Below are 15,833 nucleotides of genomic sequence, written 5' to 3'. Positions count from 1 at the left end.
TTTATTATAATAGCTAATAGTAATGGGTACAATATTAGTGTAAATTTAAATTTATATAAAGAAGGAAACAGGGGGCATGTGCTGATATGAGAAAAAGCATTCGCATTTTATTAGTTATTGTTGCATTTGTTTTACTAACTGGTTGTTACAAAGGATCAACAGTTAAAAATACTATTTCAAATAACACAAGTAGTACAACGCCTAAAGCTTGCAATTCAAAGTTGACTTCCCGAGCAGCTAAGATAGGTGACTACTATCCTTTTGAAAAAGGCACAAAGTATATGTACACTGGTGCTGGCAATGAATATAACACTTATTCTATCTATGTGGACTATTTAATAGGAAACCGAGAACAGATTATAGTTAACAATGGTGATACAGAGGCGATAAAAGTACTCGAAAATAAAGATGGAGAATTAAGACTTATCTCTTCCAAAAATGAGATTTATTATAGAGAAAATTTCACTTGCCAAATTAATAATAACCCTGAAATTTTACTAAAGCAGCCACTTATTAAAGGTACTTCTTGGACATTGAAAGATGGCAGTAAACGGACTATAACCAATGTTAAAGTTGCTATAAAAACTCCATTAGCTAGTTATGAATGTTTAGAGGTTACAACTGTGAGAAAAGAAAACACAACCAAAGATTATTATGCAGCTAATATAGGATTAGTTAAGACAATGTACACAAATGATGGTAACGTAACTTCTTCATTAAGTAAGATAGAGAAAAAGGTACCCCTCGTTCAAACAGTTAAATTCTATTATCCAAATGGAAAGAACAGTATGAATTATGTTACAGATAAAAAACTTTCCTTTAATACAAATGATATAACAAAAAAAACATTTGAGAAATATTTAAGAGAAGTTCCAAATAATAATGTAGGAAAATTAATTAGTGATAACACTAAAATAAAAAGTCTTTATTTAAATAAAGATAATATGGTATACCTTGACTTTTCAAAGGAATTCACGCAGGAAATGAATGCCTACAGTGCTTATGAAAATCAGATACTTCAATGTATTACTAATACATTTGGTGATTATTATATGGTGAAAAAAGTTTATATAACCGTGGAGGGTAAACCTTATAGTTCAGGTAATATTTCAATGAAAAAATGTGAAGCATTTATTGTAGATTACAAGAATTTATGCTATCGTTAATGTGTCAATTGTGATACTTGATAGTGAAATTCTTGCACGGTCTGTTGGAATTTTTCTTCACGTTTATCATCCGTTAATTTTACTACTCTGCTTTTTATAATAGTTATACTGCTATCTTTATCAATTTTAAGGGACATTAATATTCCTCCAATTCCATAAAAATTAGATTAATAAACTTTATTACATTTTATTCTACAAACTATACATAAATCTTTAGATAATTATACTATAATTACCATTAATTATGTATATATATTCTTCTATAAACATTTTCCAGGATCAATCTTTATTAAATTCCAATTCTCCTTTTTATCCTTTTCATATTGTGCTATCTCTATATCAGTATCATTAGTTAATTGAAAAAATATAAACTTATAATCATTACCATCTGTACCTTTGAAATATATATTTTTTACATATCCTTCTTGTTTTGTTGGATACCTTTCCTTTACGAGTTTACACCAATCTCCATATTTAATATCCACTACATATTCAGCATTATGACTCCAACCATGATAAGGTGCACATAAAAAATCCTCTTCAAAAAATTGTACATCCGAAATCTTATACAAATTGCCTTCTTTCGATATTTCAATAAAACCATAATAATAAGCAAAATTAGAGATGTTTTTTTCTGTCCCTTTAATGGTTTCAATCTCAACAAAGTATTTAATTGTATTTAAATTTTTTCTTAATTCAGGAACTTTTTTTAGTTTTATTAGATTTATATGAAGATTATTTTCAAAAGATTTAAGGTACTCAGTATAATTTAACTTATCTCTATATTTAGATGATAAAAAATTATATGCCACTGGATATGGCATTTGAGCATTTCCAAGTGTTCCGCAGCCTGCTCCTTTCCCTTCCACTGGATTTGCCGCTTCCCTTAAAAGACTGAAATAATTAATTATTGTGTCTTCTGGAGTTTTAAAAAGACTACTGGGTAATGTAATTTCAGAGGGCTTTTTACCGTAGAACTTATCAAAAAATCTATAATCATTAAACCTATCATTAATAGAAGGTAATTTTGATGGTCTAAAATATTTATCTGTATCTTTTCCTTCCCTATCACTAAACTGCTTATAAAACCGTCCTCCCATTGTTATCTTTATAGGATTTCTATTTTGATAATATACAATGGAAATAATTAATGTTAATAATAAAACTGTTAATAACCCAATAATAATTTTAAAAATATTATTCTCATTTAATTTTATAGGGTTCATCTATTTCCTACCTTTTTAATATTATTATTTTAAATATTATATTAAATAAAGTTCTATAATAGACTTCCTTAAATAAAACTGTATTAGAAATAAAAAAATAATTGACATTCTTTTAAGTTGTAACTATAATGAGTACAACAGTAATTGTAATCATCATAGTTACATCATTAAGTTATAACTTAATGCTTAAAATTATAAATTGGAGGATGATATATATGAAAATAGTAATTATAGGTTCAAATGGGAATGTAGGTAAGGTGATATTGAATGAAGCTATATCAAGAAATTATGAGGTTACAGCAATTGTCCATAATCAATCAAAATATATAAATGAGCATGACAATTTAAAAATAATTCAGGCAGATGCGTTTGATGAAAAAAGCTTAGTAAATGCGATAAAAGGAAATGACCTTGTTATTAGTGCCTTTGGACCTAAGCCAGGCGACGAAGGTAGTTTACTAGTTGTTACAAAAAATCTAATAAATGCAACAAAAAAAGCTTTGGTACCTCGACTTATCGCTATCGGTGGAGCAGGAAGTTTATATGTTGCTCCTGGTTTAAAACTGGTTGATTCAGAAAGCTTTCCTACTGACTGGAAACCAATCGGCTTAGCACACAGTGGTGCCTTAGAACTTTATAAAAATGAAAATGAACTTGACTGGACAGTTTTAAGCCCAGCAGCACTATTTGAAGCCGGAATCCGAACTGGGAAATATAACATTGGCAAAGATACTTTAATTGTAGATGAGCAAGGAGAAAGCAAAATTTCATTTGAGGACTATGCACTGGCTCTTGTTGACGAAGTTGAAAATCCAAAATTCTCTCGTGAAAGATTTACTATCGGATACTAATATTTTAGGAGGTACAAGACATGAAAAATAAAATATATTATGTTATGGATACAATGTGTGGATGGTGTTATGGTTTTAGTGATGTTATTACTAAAATCCATGAAAACATAAGGATAAATATGACTTTGAAATAATACCTGGAGGTATGTGGGTAGGTGATGAAGTTAAAAAAATGGATACTTCTTTAGGTGAATATATAAAAATCAACAACGTTAGAGTAGAGGCCTTAACTGGTGTTCACTTCGGTGAAGCCTTTAATGAAAATGTATTAGGGGGTGGTAATAGAGTTCTAGATAGCTTGCCAGGTGCAAAGGCAATGTTTCTCCTTCAAAAATTAAATAGAGATATGGCCTTTGATTTCCTAAAAAAAATACAAGAAGCATTTTTCGTAAACGGTCAAGATATGAATGATATTACTGTTTATACTAAAATCGCCGAAAGTTTTGGTATTTCTAAAGGAGACTTTGAAGAAATATTTCTTTCACAAGAATTGAGTGAAGAAACTTTTGAATGCTTTAAAAAAGGTCAAAAATTAGGGGTACAGAGTTTTCCAACAGTTATTCTTGAAAAAGGAAACAAAAGGACAATCATCGCTCAAGGCTATAGCAGTTTTGAAGAACTTGATAAAATTCTATTAAGGAAATAAATTATTGAAAAAATAAATTTATGTAATAATATTTAAAAGCTGAATTTAGCTAAAAAGGAGTTTGGTTATGAAAATAAGTAGTCGATTCACTGTAGCAGTCCACATACTATCTCTTCTATCCATTTATCCAAATCCATTGCAAACTTCAGATATGATTGCAGGCAGTGTGAATACTAACGCAGTGGTAATTAGAAGAATACTTGGAATGCTTAAAAGTGCAGGACTTGTTGATATGAAACGTGGAACAGGAGGTTCATATCTTACTAAGCATATTGAAGATATAAATTTATTAGAAGTATACAAAGCGGTAGATGTAGTGGACACTGGTGGTTTATTTCAAGTTCATCAAAATCCAAATATAAATTGTCCCATAGGTGCAAACATTCAATCTGTTATTGAAGTAACATTGTTTAATGCACAAGAATCAATGGAAAATGTTCTAAAAAATGTTACCATGCTTGATGTTGTTTCCGACTTCAATAAGAAGCTTAATAAATAATGAAAGAAAGGAAGCTTACAAAAGCTTCCTTTCTTTATACAAACATATATACCTTTAATACCTATCATTTAAGCAAACATAATTGTAAATATTATTTTATTAATCCTTCCGCTACATTTGTTATAAAATCTTGGACATTTGTAACCAATGTTTTAACTTCTAATGTTCCTCTGTCAGATAATTTGTTAACAGAGAACTCTTGTATATCAATAGAATATATATATACCGGTCTAACAACCCCATCTTTTACAGTGTATGATGGAGTCATATTTCCTGCTGCTATCGTGTGGAGTACTGATGATAAACATATGAGCATAGTTGCATTTCTAGTATGTTTTCTCATAGCATCTTGAGACTCATACACATTATCATAAACATCTGGTAATGTATACCTATCTCTTATACTACTAGCAAGTACTACAGGAACATCATTTTCCTGGCAAGCTTTTAATATACCGTCTTTAACTAACCCTGAATTTATCAATCCTTTAAGCGTTCCTATTCTTCTAGCTTCATTTATAGTTGCAATATAGTTATAATGAGCAGTTTCGCGTGACTCAAAGGTTTCCTGACCTGAAACTGTTTTGAACATTGCCTTTTCTAAATCATAGGTAGCAAAGTTATTTCCAGATAAAACAGCTTGAGCATAACCATTTTCAACAATTAAAGTAAAAGCAGCTCTTGATTCATAATCTAATGCAATTGAGGGTCCTAGGACCCAAACTATTTTTCCCTCGTGGTCCTTTTCATATTGCATAATCTTATATAATTCATCGTAATCTTTAGAAAAGGCTGTTTCTCTTGATCTCCCGGTTCTAAATGCAAAGGTATCAGCCTCTCCCTTCTGAGTAATAAAACCATTAGTATACATATATATACCTTCACTTCCATCTTCAGATCTTCCTACGACAACATTATCTCCAATTCTTAAATTTCTAAATTCTACAATATCTATGCCACCACTTGGAGTAACAATTGCAACGCTATCCATACGGCTTCCACTCGCGAGTATCCAATTACCTTTTATTTTAAAATACTCAGGATATATTGATAATGCATGATAACCACTATGAGCAACCCCTTTTTTAATTACTTTCTTGATTTTGCAGTTCGGAGATTTAATAAAAAATTCATGTCCGAAATCTGGTGGTGTAAACTTTGGTAGCTCAAAAGTCATTTAAATTCTCCCCCTAATTGATATAATAATGTATTTTAGTGCAATATTAACATAAGTTTTTTTGAACTTTAACTACAAAATCTTGAACATTAGTAACTATCGTTTTAATACCTATGTATTCTCTGGCAACTGATACTTGATTAACAGCATATTCAGAAATGTCTACGCAGTAAAAATATATTGGTCTTACTTTTCCATCACAAACTCTATAAGATGAAGTCAAATTTGCAGTTGCAACTGAATGAAGAACAGTAGCAAGACAAATTATTACTGTTGCTTTATCGGTTTCTTCTTTCATAGCATCAAGTCCGCAAGATACATCATGATAAACCGGAGGAAGTGGCCCGTCATCCCTTATAGACCCAGCAAGGACTATAGGTATTTTCTTCTCCATCGCGGTTTTCATAAATCCATCTTTTATATTTCCTTCATCAAGTAATGCTTCTATCGAACCTGCGCGTCTAGCCTCATTTATTAGATCTAAATGATTATAATGACCCATTGGAGCAGATTCTTGAGTATATATATTTTGACCAAGGGCTGTCCCTAGTAACCCTCCCTCTAGATCATGAGTCGCCATGGCATTCCCAGCCATAAGAGAATCAACATACCCATTGGAACAAAGTACAGATAAAGCGGCTCTAGTATCATAATCAAAAACTACAGCTGGGCCTAGAACCCAAACTATATATCCATTATTTTGTTTTTCATATTCTAGTAATTCATATAATTCTTTATAATCCCTTGAAAATGAAGATTCAACAGATCTCCCTGTTCCAATACTTTGTAAATTATCAAATCCACTAGTATGCTTATATACACCTTCACTTCCATCTTTAACTTTCCCTAAAACAACTTTGTCATGAGTTTTAAGATTTCTAAATTCCACAATTTCTACGGTATTGTTACCACGAACAACTGCAGTGCATTCTATAGATGTTTGATTTGGTAGCACCCATTGTCCTTTAATTTTAAAATATTCAGGAAATATAGAAGTTATTAAGAAGCCAATAGGTGCAACTCCATCTTTCTTAACTTCTCCTACTTTAACATCTGGCGCGTTCTCAAAAACACTCTGCGAGAAATCTGGCGGTACGAACTTTGGTAATTGAAAACTCATATAAGCTTTCCCCCTTTATTGTAATGTATTTAAAATAATGTATATACTACATTATAAAATATAAGAAAGATACACAATATAATTTGTATATCTTTCTTATTTAGATATTCTATTAAATTTTTAGCACTGCCTATATACATAATTAGCGTTGAGATCTTAAGATTTTATTTCTGGATAAGTTACATTTAAAGAAGTTGCATTAAGAAGAGTATCAAGATATTCTTGTACATCTTTCTTTGCTCCTATTAGATCCATATCTGAATAATTACCACACTGATCTGGTTGTGCTCCTGGTATCTCTCCCTCAAATGCTATTACAAATTTCATCATATCTTTTACTACCTCAAGACCCTTTGTCTTATCTATATTCCTCATGATCATATAGAAACCTGTTCTACAACCCATAGGTCCAAAGTAGATAACATCTTTAGCTATATCTTGATTTCTTAAATATGTGGCACCTATATGTTCAATAGTATGACAAGCACCTGTTGACATAACTTGTTCTCTATTAGGTTCTTTCATTCTAAGGTCATAAGTAATGATATCTCCATCTATCCTTGATTCATAAAAACCTCTTAATAATTTAATATGATTAACTTGAAAACTTGATATTACTTCCATTATTATCTCCTCCTAATTTTCATTATACAATTCAAAGTCATCTATCTCTCTTCAACATGCTATACCTTATTATAACATATCAGATATTAAATATTTACCTTAAATAATTTTAATAGAACAGTTTTCTGTTTCTAGCATCTTAATTGTAGTTATTTTTGTGTGTAATGTAGTATAATGTAGTATATATTAATGAAAAATGATTTAATATACATATTTTTAAACTAAAATATAAGGCAGGTTGGTGAACAAATTGAAAAGAAAAAAGCCTCGATGTAAAAGGATTTTTAGTATAGGTATAGTATTTTCTTTATTATTTAGCACTTTAGTGGGCAGATTATTTTATGTAATGAGCATTCATGGTTCTAATTACAGAACACTAGCAGTACAGCAGCAAACTAAAAGTATACCAATAGCTCCTTATAGAGGAGAAATTCTAGACAGAAATGGCCTGCAATTGGCATTAAGCATTAATGTCTATAGGGTAGATGCTGATTTAACTGTATTAAATAAATATTTAGTTGATAATAAAATACCCGAAGGACAAGCCACTGAAAAATTGGCAAAAATTCTTAATATTAAAAACAGCGATGTTGAAAAAATATTAAATACCCAGAATAGTGAAGGCAAATTACTTCAATTCGTATCGCTTAAAAGGCAGGTTGAGCAAGGGGTTGTAGATTCTATTAATAATTTGAAATACAAAGGAATAATAATTTCAAGTGATGTTAAAAGAATATATCCAAATGATACTTTTCTCTCTCAGGTACTAGGTCATATTAATTTAAATGGTTCTGGAGTTAATGGTGTAGAGCTGAGCTATAACAATTATTTAGCAGGTATCCCTGGTGTGAAAGTGGTTCAGCTGGACAGATATAGTAACGAATTGCCTTATACCGAAGCTGTGACGGTTAATCCTATAAATGGAAAGAATTTGACATTAACTATAAATGAACAAGTTCAAGAGTTAGCTGAAAGAGTCGCTAAGGAAACTTTAGCAGAAAATGGTGCTAAATCTGTAAGTATAACAATTATGGATCCCAATAATGGTGAGGTTTTAGCAATGGCAAATTCGCCTGGTTATAATTTAAATGAGCCTTATGCAAAGGGTAATACAAGTAGTCAAGCAGAGGCTACATGGAGGAATACAGCTGTAAGCGATGTATTTGAGCCAGGATCAATCTTCAAGGTTATAATGGCTGCTGCTGGACTCCAATATAATTCTGTGACTGATAAATATCTTTTTACAAACAATGGCAGTATTAAGATTGGCAATAAAACATTGTACAACGATAATAAAGAAAAGTATGGTGTTGAAACTTTTTCAGATATATTAAAAAATTCCGACAATGTTGGGTTTATAAATCTTGGACAAATGATTGGAAAAGAGAATCTTTATAAGTTTGCAAAAGACGCTGGAATTGGTAAAAAAACTAATATAGACTTGCCTGGAGAAGGCACTGGGTTAATAAAAGATTTAAAAAGTATTACACCACTTGATCTTGCTACGATGTCATATGGACAAGGTGTTGCAGTTACCCAAATACAGTATATGGCAGCATTTAATGCAGTTGCTAATGGAGGTACATTGATAACGCCACATGTTATGAAAGAAATATCTCATAACGTAAACGGTAAAACAGTTGTGGACAATAAATATAGTAATTTTAACAAAAGAACTATAATGAGCAGTAGTAAATCGGCTTTATTAAGAACATATTTGGAAACTGTCGTTAAAAAAGGAACTGCCGCTGGAACCTATATGGCTGGTTATCATATAGGTGGTAAGACAGGAACTGCTAATAAAGTTGATAGCGTCAGCGGTGGCTATATCTCCGGTAAATACATATCATCATTTGCAGGCATGGCTCCTGCCAGTAATCCAAAAGTAAGCTTAATAGTTACTATAGAGGAACCAAACTCAGATAACTATTATGCAGCCCAGACAGCAGTACCAGCATCAAAAAAGATATTTTCTGAGTTGTTTACAATAATGGGTATATCTCCAGATAACGTTAATAGTACAGTTAACAAAAATGCTACTAAGAAAAATTAAAGCAGAAAGCTTCAAATTTTATTTTATATTATAAGTAAGATTAATATATTCTAAGTATAGTAAACCCACATCTAATGATATGGGTTTACTTGTGTTTGCATACGTGAAATTAGCATTCGACATAGAAAGATTAATTTTATTATTTCATTAACAATTATGTTATAATATATAGGAAATAATGAAAATTATGCAAAACAAAAAAATAATTATATGATTATAGAATATACGAAAAGTTTTAGGAGGGGGAAAATGATAAATAAAGCACGACTAGAAATCACAGATATTTTAGATGTTGAATTACTCCAGAAGCTTCAAGATAACTTTTCAAAAAATATGGACATTGCAAGCGTTATTGTAGATATAAATGGTAATCCTGTTACAAAACCTAGTAAATATACAAATTTTTGCACAAATTTTATTCAAAATTCAGTATTGGGGAATAATAAATGTTCAGAATCTCATCGAAAATGTGGAGAAGGTGCTGCAAAATCAGGTAAACCATACATCAGCAGTTGTCATGCTGGTTTGATAGATTTTGCGGCTCCAATTTTAGTAAATGGAGAGCATATAGGAACTATATTGGGCGGGCAATTTTTAATAAACAAACCATCAGCTTCAGATTTTAAAAATACAATAAAAGAACAAACTACTAGTGAAAATGGATTTTTAGAGGCACTTAGAGAAATTAATGTTATAGAAGAACAAAAATTGAAATTGGCTGTAGAAACTATATTTATTATTGCCAATTCAATTTCACAAATGGGCTATGAAAAATTAAATCTAAAATTAGATGCAAAAAAAATGAAAAACAGTATTTTAAATCAAAACAAATTATTAGAGGAATCTAGAAAATACAATATGGATCAATCAGAAATGTTTTCTTCTATGTCGCATGAATTAAAAACACCACTTAATATTATTTTTAGTGCATTACAGGTACTAGAAAGTAAATATGATACTAAGTCCATAGTTCCTGATTATGAGATGTTTTCTAAATATTCAAAAGTAATGAAACAAAATTGCTATAGATTGATAAGGCTTATTAATAATCTTATAGATATGAATAAGATTGAACTTGGTTTTTTCAAATTAGAATTAGCAAATGGCAATATTGTAAAAACTATTGAAGACATCACCCTATCTGTAGTTACTTATGCAAAAGCGAAGAAAATAACTATAGTGTTTGATACGGATATAGAGGAAAAAATAACATCTTTTGATTCATGTAAATTGGAAAGAATAATGCTGAATATATTATCAAATGCAATTAAATTTACTGAAGCTTACGGTATAATAAATGTAAATATTTACGATAATGAAAACTATATACTTATAAAAATAAAGGATACAGGAATTGGAATACCACAGAACATGTTAAACAAAATTTTCAACACATATATCCAGGTTGATGATTCTCTTAGAGGGACTGTGGAAGGCAATGGGATAGGATTATCATTAGTAAAATCATTGGTAGAAATGCATGGAGGAGAAATAAGTGTTACAAGTGAATTGGGTGTTGGAAGTGAATTTAATATCAAATTACCTATTAAGCTCATAGAATCTCAGATGTCTCCCAGGAATAAAAATTATAATATAAATGATCCTATAGAGAAAATTAAAATTGAATTTTCAGATATATTTTCTTAGTTGCTTTTAAAAATTTTCACTAGAAGAAATGAGAGCTAAGATAAAAGCAGTGGCATTAACTACTGTTTTTATCTTCATCATTCTTTACCGTGTCTTTTTACAATCTTTTATTACATGATTTTTCACTTTAAATTTTATACAATATCCACCTACATGTTGCAAGCTCATATTTAATCTCAAATAACTTTATAGAATTATCAATCAAACTTTGGCATTTATAAACAGTCATAATATTACCTGCAAATCTCTGCGTATCCTTTACTATAACTTTATCTATTTTTATAACTTGCATAGGTTCATCATCTATTTGCATTCTAAACCTTACAGGTTTTATGTTTCCTTTGTTATCTGTATAAGAAATCATTTCTATAGCTAATGCTAAAACTTTCATTTATTTAACCTCCTTTTAAAGCATTGCGCTCATTAATGGGTATTCTTCCTCCCCATCTGCCATTCCGCCACACATATTATTTAACCCTGAATGAAGAAAACAAGATCTACTGATAGCTTTAGAACCATATTTTAGCCTAATTTCATCAATTGTTTTATTAAGATTGCTATCTTTCTCATAATTAAAAGTATCAAGTAAAGAACACTGATAAAAATCATTACCACAAAAGTCTGTTATATGTACTCCCAGATGCCTTATTGGATTACCTTTCCAAACATTATCAAATAGATAACAAACTATTTCATGTATTTTACGAGTAGAATCAGTTGCTACCGCCAATTTTTTCTGACGAGAGTAAGATATCATATCACTTCCTCTAACACTTATACTTACCACAGTGCAACAGTTCTTTGAATCCCTTAAACGCATAGATACTGTTTCACATAATGATAACAATACTATATGAGCTGTTTCTTTATCATAAACATCAAAGGGTGTGGTAGTAGAATTGCCTATTCCCTTCATTTCAATATAATTACTCCTTCTAACCTCGGAAAATTCGTTGCCATTAGCATAATTCCAAATAACTAGTCCATGACTCTTAAATTTATTCTTTAAGATTTTCAAATCATAATTTGCTAATTCTCCAATAGTATTAATGTTTAAACCATGCAATTTAGGTGTCGTTGCTCTACCCACCATAAATAGATCTTCAACTGGTAATGGCCACATTTTACTTTTAATTTCCCTGGGAAATAAAGTGTGTATTCTATTTGGTTTCTTGAAATCTGAGGCTACTTTTGCGAGCAGTTTATTATTTGATATCCCTATATTTACTGTAAACCCAAGCTCCTTATTTATCCGCTCTTTTATAATTTCAGCGAGCTTCATATAATCTGGATACAAACCTTCCATGTTAGAAAAATCAAGAAAACTTTCATCTATACTAAACCGCTGAATTTTTGGAGTATATTCTTCAAATATTTGATTCATAGCTGCACTACACTTCATATACAACCAATATCTTGGTGGCACTATTACAATACTAGGACACTTCGCCCTAGCACTATATAAAGTTTCTCCCGTGTGAATATCGAATTTTTTAGCTGGAATTGATTTTGTTAAAACAATACCGTGCCTGCTTTCTTCATCTCCACCTATTACAGAAGAAACTAATCTTAGATCTAATAACTCACCTCGCTGAAGTCTATAAGCAGCTTCCCATGATAAATAAGCGCTATTAGCATCTATATGAAATATCAATCTACTCATAACCCTCTTCCTTTCTTTAATATTCACTTTTAAATCTTAGAACATATGTTCGTAATACTATTATATACTATTTGTTTGCTTTTTAGAAGTTAATTTATATACCTTTTATAGAAAATTTTGTATTTTATCATCTTTATAATGCAATTGATAAATATATCATCTTCTACAATACCAAGAGATTACAAAAAAGATTAAGCGGCCTTAGTCCCCTGCAATTTAGGACTTTAGCCGCTTAAATTAATTTTATTATATGCTTATATCTCAATATTTTGTAATATATCCTTTTTTAATATTATATTATTTATTTTTCAATCTCAATACAGTATCAACCACATTATTAACTGTAAATCCGAACTCTTCAAATAAAACTTCTGCTTTACCTGATGCACCAAAGTGATCAATTGAGATTACGGCTCCATCAAGTCCTACATATTTGTGCCAACCAAAGGAAGATGCTGCCTCTACTGCAACTCTTGATCTTACATTTCTAGGCAATATCTTTTCCTTATATTCTTTACTTTGTCTATCAAACAACTCGAAAGAAGGCATACTTACTACTCTCGCATCTATTCCCTTTTTCTTTAATTCATCTGATGCCTTAAATATTAGTTCAACCTCTGAACCAGAAGCAATTAATATTACATCGGGTGTTTCTTTTACAGAATCCTTAAGAATATATCCGCCATTAAGAGCTTCCTTACTTGAGCCATTATATAATGGCAAAGTTTGTCTTGTTAATACAAGAGACACTGGTCCTTCTGATTTTGCTATTGCTAGGTACCAACCTGCAGCTGTTTCCTTAGAATCAGCTGGTCTAAACACCACCATATTTGGCATAGCTCTTAAAGCAGCTAATTGCTCAATAGGTTCATGTGTTGGACCATCTTCTCCAACTCCAATACTATCGTGAGTAAGTACATAAGTTATTGGTAATTTCATTATTGCGCTAAGTCTCATGGCTCCCTTCATGTAATCACTAAATACGAAGAATGTAGATACAAATACTTTTAACCCACCATGAAGATATATTCCATTAGCAATAGCCGCCATTGCATGTTCTCTTACTCCAAAATGCATGTTTGCTCCAGATCTATCCTCAGCTGAGAAATCTCCTCTATCTTTCATATATGTTTTGTTTGAAGGAGCAAGATCTGCTGAGCCTCCAATTATATTTGGTACAATCTTTGCTAACCTGTTAATAAGCACTCCGGATGCTTGTCTCGTTGCCATTGGTTTATCGAAACCCCAAAAACTTTCATCCTCTAATAAATCAGTGGCTATTTTACCACTAAACCAAAGTTTCCACTCTTTTGCAAGTTCTGGGTAAGCTATTTTGTAATCTTCAAATAACTTGTTCCAAGTTACTTCTTTAGATGCTGCTACTTTATTAAAACCTTCCATTTGTTTTTTAACTTCTTCTGGAACAGTAAAAGGTTCATAATCCCATCCTATATTTTCCTTTAATGCAATAATATTTTCTACTCCAAGTGGTTCCCCATGTGCACAAGCTTTGCCTTGCTTAGCAAGGCAACCATATCCTATTATATTCTTTACTATTATAATTGTTGGCTTTTTATCTTCCTTTTTAGCAGCAATTATAGCAGTATTTATTTCTTCTGTGTTGTTTCCATCAGCTACTTTTATAACCTGCCAACCATATGCCTCATACCTTTTAGCGACATCTTCTCTAAAAGCAATATCGGTACTTCCTTCAATCGATATATTATTAGAATCATACATCATTATAAGTTTTCCAAGTCCTAGTGTTCCTGCAAGGGAAGATGCCTCACTTGAAATCCCTTCCATTAAACATCCATCTCCAGCTATAGTATATGTATAATGATCTATAACCTTAAAATTTTGTTTGTTAAATTTTTCTGCAAGATAGCTTTCAGAAATAGCCATACCTACTGCATTACAAATACCTTGTCCGAGTGGTCCTGTAGTTGTTTCAACTCCGTCTGTATGTTTATATTCTGGATGCCCTGGTGTTTTACTTCCAAACTGTCTGAAATTTTTTATATCTTCAACACTTAAGTCATATCCAAATACGTTTAAAAGTGAGTATAGAAGCATAGACCCATGTCCTGCTGATAGTACAAATCTATCTCTATCTTCCCATTTTGAATTTTTGGGATTATGTTTCATTTGCTTTGCCCATAGAGTATAAGCCATGGTCGCACATCCAAGTGGTAACCCTGGATGAGCAGAATTTGCTTTTTGCACCGCTTCTGCTGAAAGTACTCTTATAGTATTAATAGCTAAATTATCTACATTCATTATGTGCACCTCCTTATTATTTACCAAAAGTTTCTTTCCAATCTTTAGCGAATTTTTCTATCCCAGCATCTGTCAATGGATGTTTTATCATTTGTTTAATAATTTTAAGTGGTACTGTTGCAATATGCGCCCCTGCAACTGCAGCATCTGTAACATGCATTGGATTTCTTATGCTCGCAGCAATTATTTCAGTGTCTATGGCATGTACTTTAAATATTGTAACAATAGTTCTTATTAAATCCATAGCATTAGCATTTATATCATCAAGTCTTCCAATGAATGGGCTTACATAAGAAGCCCCTGCTCTTGCAGCTAGAAGCGCTTGTCCTGCACTAAATATTAAGGTTACATTTGTTTTTATTCCCTCATTAGAAAGTACTTTTACAGCCTTTAGACCGTCCTCTGTCATTGGAATTTTAACAATCATGTTTTTATGAATCTTAGCTATTTCTCTTCCTTCTTTTATCATACCTTTTGAATCTAATGCAATAACTTCTCCACTTATAGGTCCGTCAACAATAGATGCTATTTCTTTTATAACCTCATTAAAGTCTCTACCTTCTTTTGCTATTAGGGATGGATTAGTAGTTACACCACAAATAACACCCATATCACTCGCTTCACGAATATCTTCAACATTTGCTGTATCAATAAATAATTTCATTTTTACGTCCTCCTAGATTTTAATTCTATCTTTTAAATAAATCAACTCAGGTTTTATGCTGTATAAAGTCGCTTATAAATTTCACGACATTTGCTAATCTATTATTTAAATGGATTTTCTGATTTGTAAAGCATTCCTTTTGGTTGATTAAATGATAATTCTTTGACACCTAAGTATCTAAATAAATTGTACATTGCTTTTCCATAATGGCCAAATG

General features: G+C 31.1%; 16 protein-coding genes. 7 read left to right on the top strand and 9 right to left on the bottom strand.

The window, feature by feature from the left end:
* Positions 1-86 precede the first annotated feature (86 nt).
* A complete protein-coding gene (locus KPL54_RS07900; protein WP_216106055.1) occupies positions 87-1,166 on the top strand; it encodes a GerMN domain-containing protein in 1,080 nt (359 codons plus the stop codon).
* Here the strand turns inward: KPL54_RS07900 and KPL54_RS07895 are convergent.
* Together KPL54_RS07895 and KPL54_RS07890 are read right to left on the bottom strand one after the other, a co-directional pair.
* Complete coding sequence (locus tag KPL54_RS07895; protein ID WP_216106054.1) at positions 1,163-1,303, bottom strand: hypothetical protein; 141 nt, start codon at positions 1,301-1,303, stop codon at positions 1,163-1,165. The genes KPL54_RS07900 and KPL54_RS07895 overlap by 4 nt on opposite strands.
* Before the next feature lie 123 nt (positions 1,304-1,426).
* Positions 1,427-2,392, bottom strand: a complete 966-nt coding sequence (locus tag KPL54_RS07890; protein ID WP_216106053.1) for a hypothetical protein — start codon at positions 2,390-2,392, stop codon at positions 1,427-1,429.
* Between the two features lie 215 nt (positions 2,393-2,607).
* Between KPL54_RS07890 and KPL54_RS07885 the strand changes: the two genes are divergently transcribed.
* The 3 genes from KPL54_RS07885 (at position 2,608) to KPL54_RS07875 (ending at position 4,388) form a co-directional block, all read left to right on the top strand.
* On the top strand, positions 2,608-3,243 hold the full coding sequence (locus tag KPL54_RS07885) for an NAD(P)-dependent oxidoreductase (RefSeq protein ID WP_216106052.1): 636 nt from the start codon (positions 2,608-2,610) through the stop codon (positions 3,241-3,243).
* 145 nt (positions 3,244-3,388) lie between these two features.
* Entirely contained in the window at positions 3,389-3,889 is a 501-nt protein-coding gene (locus KPL54_RS07880) for a DsbA family protein (protein ID WP_216106051.1), read from the top strand.
* Positions 3,890-3,956: 67 nt separating this feature from the next.
* Positions 3,957-4,388, top strand: coding sequence for an Rrf2 family transcriptional regulator (locus KPL54_RS07875; RefSeq protein WP_216106050.1), 432 nt, complete (start codon positions 3,957-3,959; stop codon positions 4,386-4,388).
* 91 nt (positions 4,389-4,479) lie between these two features.
* On the opposite strand, the gene KPL54_RS07870 is transcribed toward KPL54_RS07875, so the two are convergent.
* The 3 genes from KPL54_RS07870 to KPL54_RS07860 all read right to left on the bottom strand — a co-directional run bounded on the left by KPL54_RS07870 (position 4,480) and on the right by KPL54_RS07860 (position 7,309).
* Positions 4,480-5,565 carry an ornithine cyclodeaminase family domain gene (locus tag KPL54_RS07870; protein ID WP_216106049.1) on the bottom strand — a complete coding sequence of 362 codons (1,086 nt, stop codon included), beginning with the start codon at positions 5,563-5,565 and terminating at the stop codon, positions 4,480-4,482.
* A gap of 46 nt (positions 5,566-5,611) precedes the next feature.
* Complete coding sequence (locus KPL54_RS07865) at positions 5,612-6,685, bottom strand: ornithine cyclodeaminase family domain (protein WP_216106048.1); 1,074 nt, start codon at positions 6,683-6,685, stop codon at positions 5,612-5,614.
* A gap of 156 nt (positions 6,686-6,841) precedes the next feature.
* Complete coding sequence (locus tag KPL54_RS07860; protein WP_216106047.1) at positions 6,842-7,309, bottom strand: S-ribosylhomocysteine lyase; 468 nt, start codon at positions 7,307-7,309, stop codon at positions 6,842-6,844.
* Between the two features lie 250 nt (positions 7,310-7,559).
* On the opposite strand from KPL54_RS07860, the gene KPL54_RS07855 reads away from it, so the two are divergent.
* Both KPL54_RS07855 and KPL54_RS07850 read left to right on the top strand, forming a co-directional pair.
* Positions 7,560-9,362 carry a peptidoglycan D,D-transpeptidase FtsI family protein gene (locus KPL54_RS07855; protein ID WP_216106046.1) on the top strand — a complete coding sequence of 601 codons (1,803 nt, stop codon included), beginning with the start codon at positions 7,560-7,562 and terminating at the stop codon, positions 9,360-9,362.
* A gap of 249 nt (positions 9,363-9,611) precedes the next feature.
* Positions 9,612-11,009, top strand: a complete 1,398-nt coding sequence (locus tag KPL54_RS07850) for a sensor histidine kinase (protein WP_216106045.1) — start codon at positions 9,612-9,614, stop codon at positions 11,007-11,009.
* Positions 11,010-11,136: 127 nt separating this feature from the next.
* Here KPL54_RS07850 and KPL54_RS07845 read toward each other — a convergent pair whose 3' ends face one another.
* Positions 11,137-11,400 carry a hypothetical protein gene (locus KPL54_RS07845; RefSeq protein WP_216106044.1) on the bottom strand — a complete coding sequence of 88 codons (264 nt, stop codon included), beginning with the start codon at positions 11,398-11,400 and terminating at the stop codon, positions 11,137-11,139.
* Positions 11,401-11,415: 15 nt separating this feature from the next.
* Positions 11,416-12,672: a DNA polymerase Y family protein gene (locus KPL54_RS07840; RefSeq protein ID WP_216106043.1), complete on the bottom strand. Its 1,257-nt coding sequence runs from the start codon at positions 12,670-12,672 to the stop codon at positions 11,416-11,418.
* Positions 12,673-12,764: 92 nt separating this feature from the next.
* Here KPL54_RS07840 and KPL54_RS07835 point away from each other — a divergent pair, with 92 nt between their 5' ends.
* Positions 12,765-12,908, top strand: coding sequence for an IS3 family transposase (locus KPL54_RS07835; RefSeq protein ID WP_216106194.1), 144 nt, complete (start codon positions 12,765-12,767; stop codon positions 12,906-12,908).
* 61 nt (positions 12,909-12,969) lie between these two features.
* Here the strand turns inward: KPL54_RS07835 and tkt are convergent, their stop codons facing one another.
* Both tkt and fsa read right to left on the bottom strand, forming a co-directional pair.
* On the bottom strand, positions 12,970-14,952 hold the full coding sequence (gene tkt / locus KPL54_RS07830; RefSeq protein ID WP_216106042.1) for a transketolase: 1,983 nt from the start codon (positions 14,950-14,952) through the stop codon (positions 12,970-12,972).
* A 16-nt stretch (positions 14,953-14,968) separates the two neighbouring features.
* Positions 14,969-15,616 (bottom strand): fructose-6-phosphate aldolase, encoded by a 648-nt coding sequence (fsa, locus tag KPL54_RS07825; protein ID WP_216106041.1) that lies wholly within the window; start codon positions 15,614-15,616, stop codon positions 14,969-14,971.
* Between the last annotated feature and the right edge of the window lie 217 nt (positions 15,617-15,833).

Source organism: Clostridium estertheticum, from assembly GCF_018861295.1.
GTDB classification, from domain to species: Bacteria; Bacillota; Clostridia; order Clostridiales; family Clostridiaceae; genus Clostridium_AD; species Clostridium_AD estertheticum_D.
The sequence above is the reverse complement of the archived record's forward strand: the minus strand, read 5'-3'. Positions and strand labels throughout refer to the sequence as shown.

Coding starts and splice junctions, on each gene's coding strand:
- KPL54_RS07900 (WP_216106055.1), top strand. CDS start 87: ATGAGAAAAAGCATTCGCATTTTATTAGTTATTGTTGCATTTGTTTTA.
- KPL54_RS07895 (WP_216106054.1), bottom strand. CDS start 1,303: ATGTCCCTTAAAATTGATAAAGATAGCAGTATAACTATTATAAAAAGC.
- KPL54_RS07890 (WP_216106053.1), bottom strand. CDS start 2,392: ATGAACCCTATAAAATTAAATGAGAATAATATTTTTAAAATTATTATT.
- KPL54_RS07885 (WP_216106052.1), top strand. CDS start 2,608: ATGAAAATAGTAATTATAGGTTCAAATGGGAATGTAGGTAAGGTGATA.
- KPL54_RS07880 (WP_216106051.1), top strand. CDS start 3,389: ATGTGGGTAGGTGATGAAGTTAAAAAAATGGATACTTCTTTAGGTGAA.
- KPL54_RS07875 (WP_216106050.1), top strand. CDS start 3,957: ATGAAAATAAGTAGTCGATTCACTGTAGCAGTCCACATACTATCTCTT.
- KPL54_RS07870 (WP_216106049.1), bottom strand. CDS start 5,565: ATGACTTTTGAGCTACCAAAGTTTACACCACCAGATTTCGGACATGAA.
- KPL54_RS07865 (WP_216106048.1), bottom strand. CDS start 6,685: ATGAGTTTTCAATTACCAAAGTTCGTACCGCCAGATTTCTCGCAGAGT.
- KPL54_RS07860 (WP_216106047.1), bottom strand. CDS start 7,309: ATGGAAGTAATATCAAGTTTTCAAGTTAATCATATTAAATTATTAAGA.
- KPL54_RS07850 (WP_216106045.1), top strand. CDS start 9,612: ATGATAAATAAAGCACGACTAGAAATCACAGATATTTTAGATGTTGAA.
- KPL54_RS07845 (WP_216106044.1), bottom strand. CDS start 11,400: ATGAAAGTTTTAGCATTAGCTATAGAAATGATTTCTTATACAGATAAC.
- KPL54_RS07840 (WP_216106043.1), bottom strand. CDS start 12,672: ATGAGTAGATTGATATTTCATATAGATGCTAATAGCGCTTATTTATCA.
- tkt (WP_216106042.1), bottom strand. CDS start 14,952: ATGAATGTAGATAATTTAGCTATTAATACTATAAGAGTACTTTCAGCA.
- fsa (WP_216106041.1), bottom strand. CDS start 15,616: ATGAAATTATTTATTGATACAGCAAATGTTGAAGATATTCGTGAAGCG.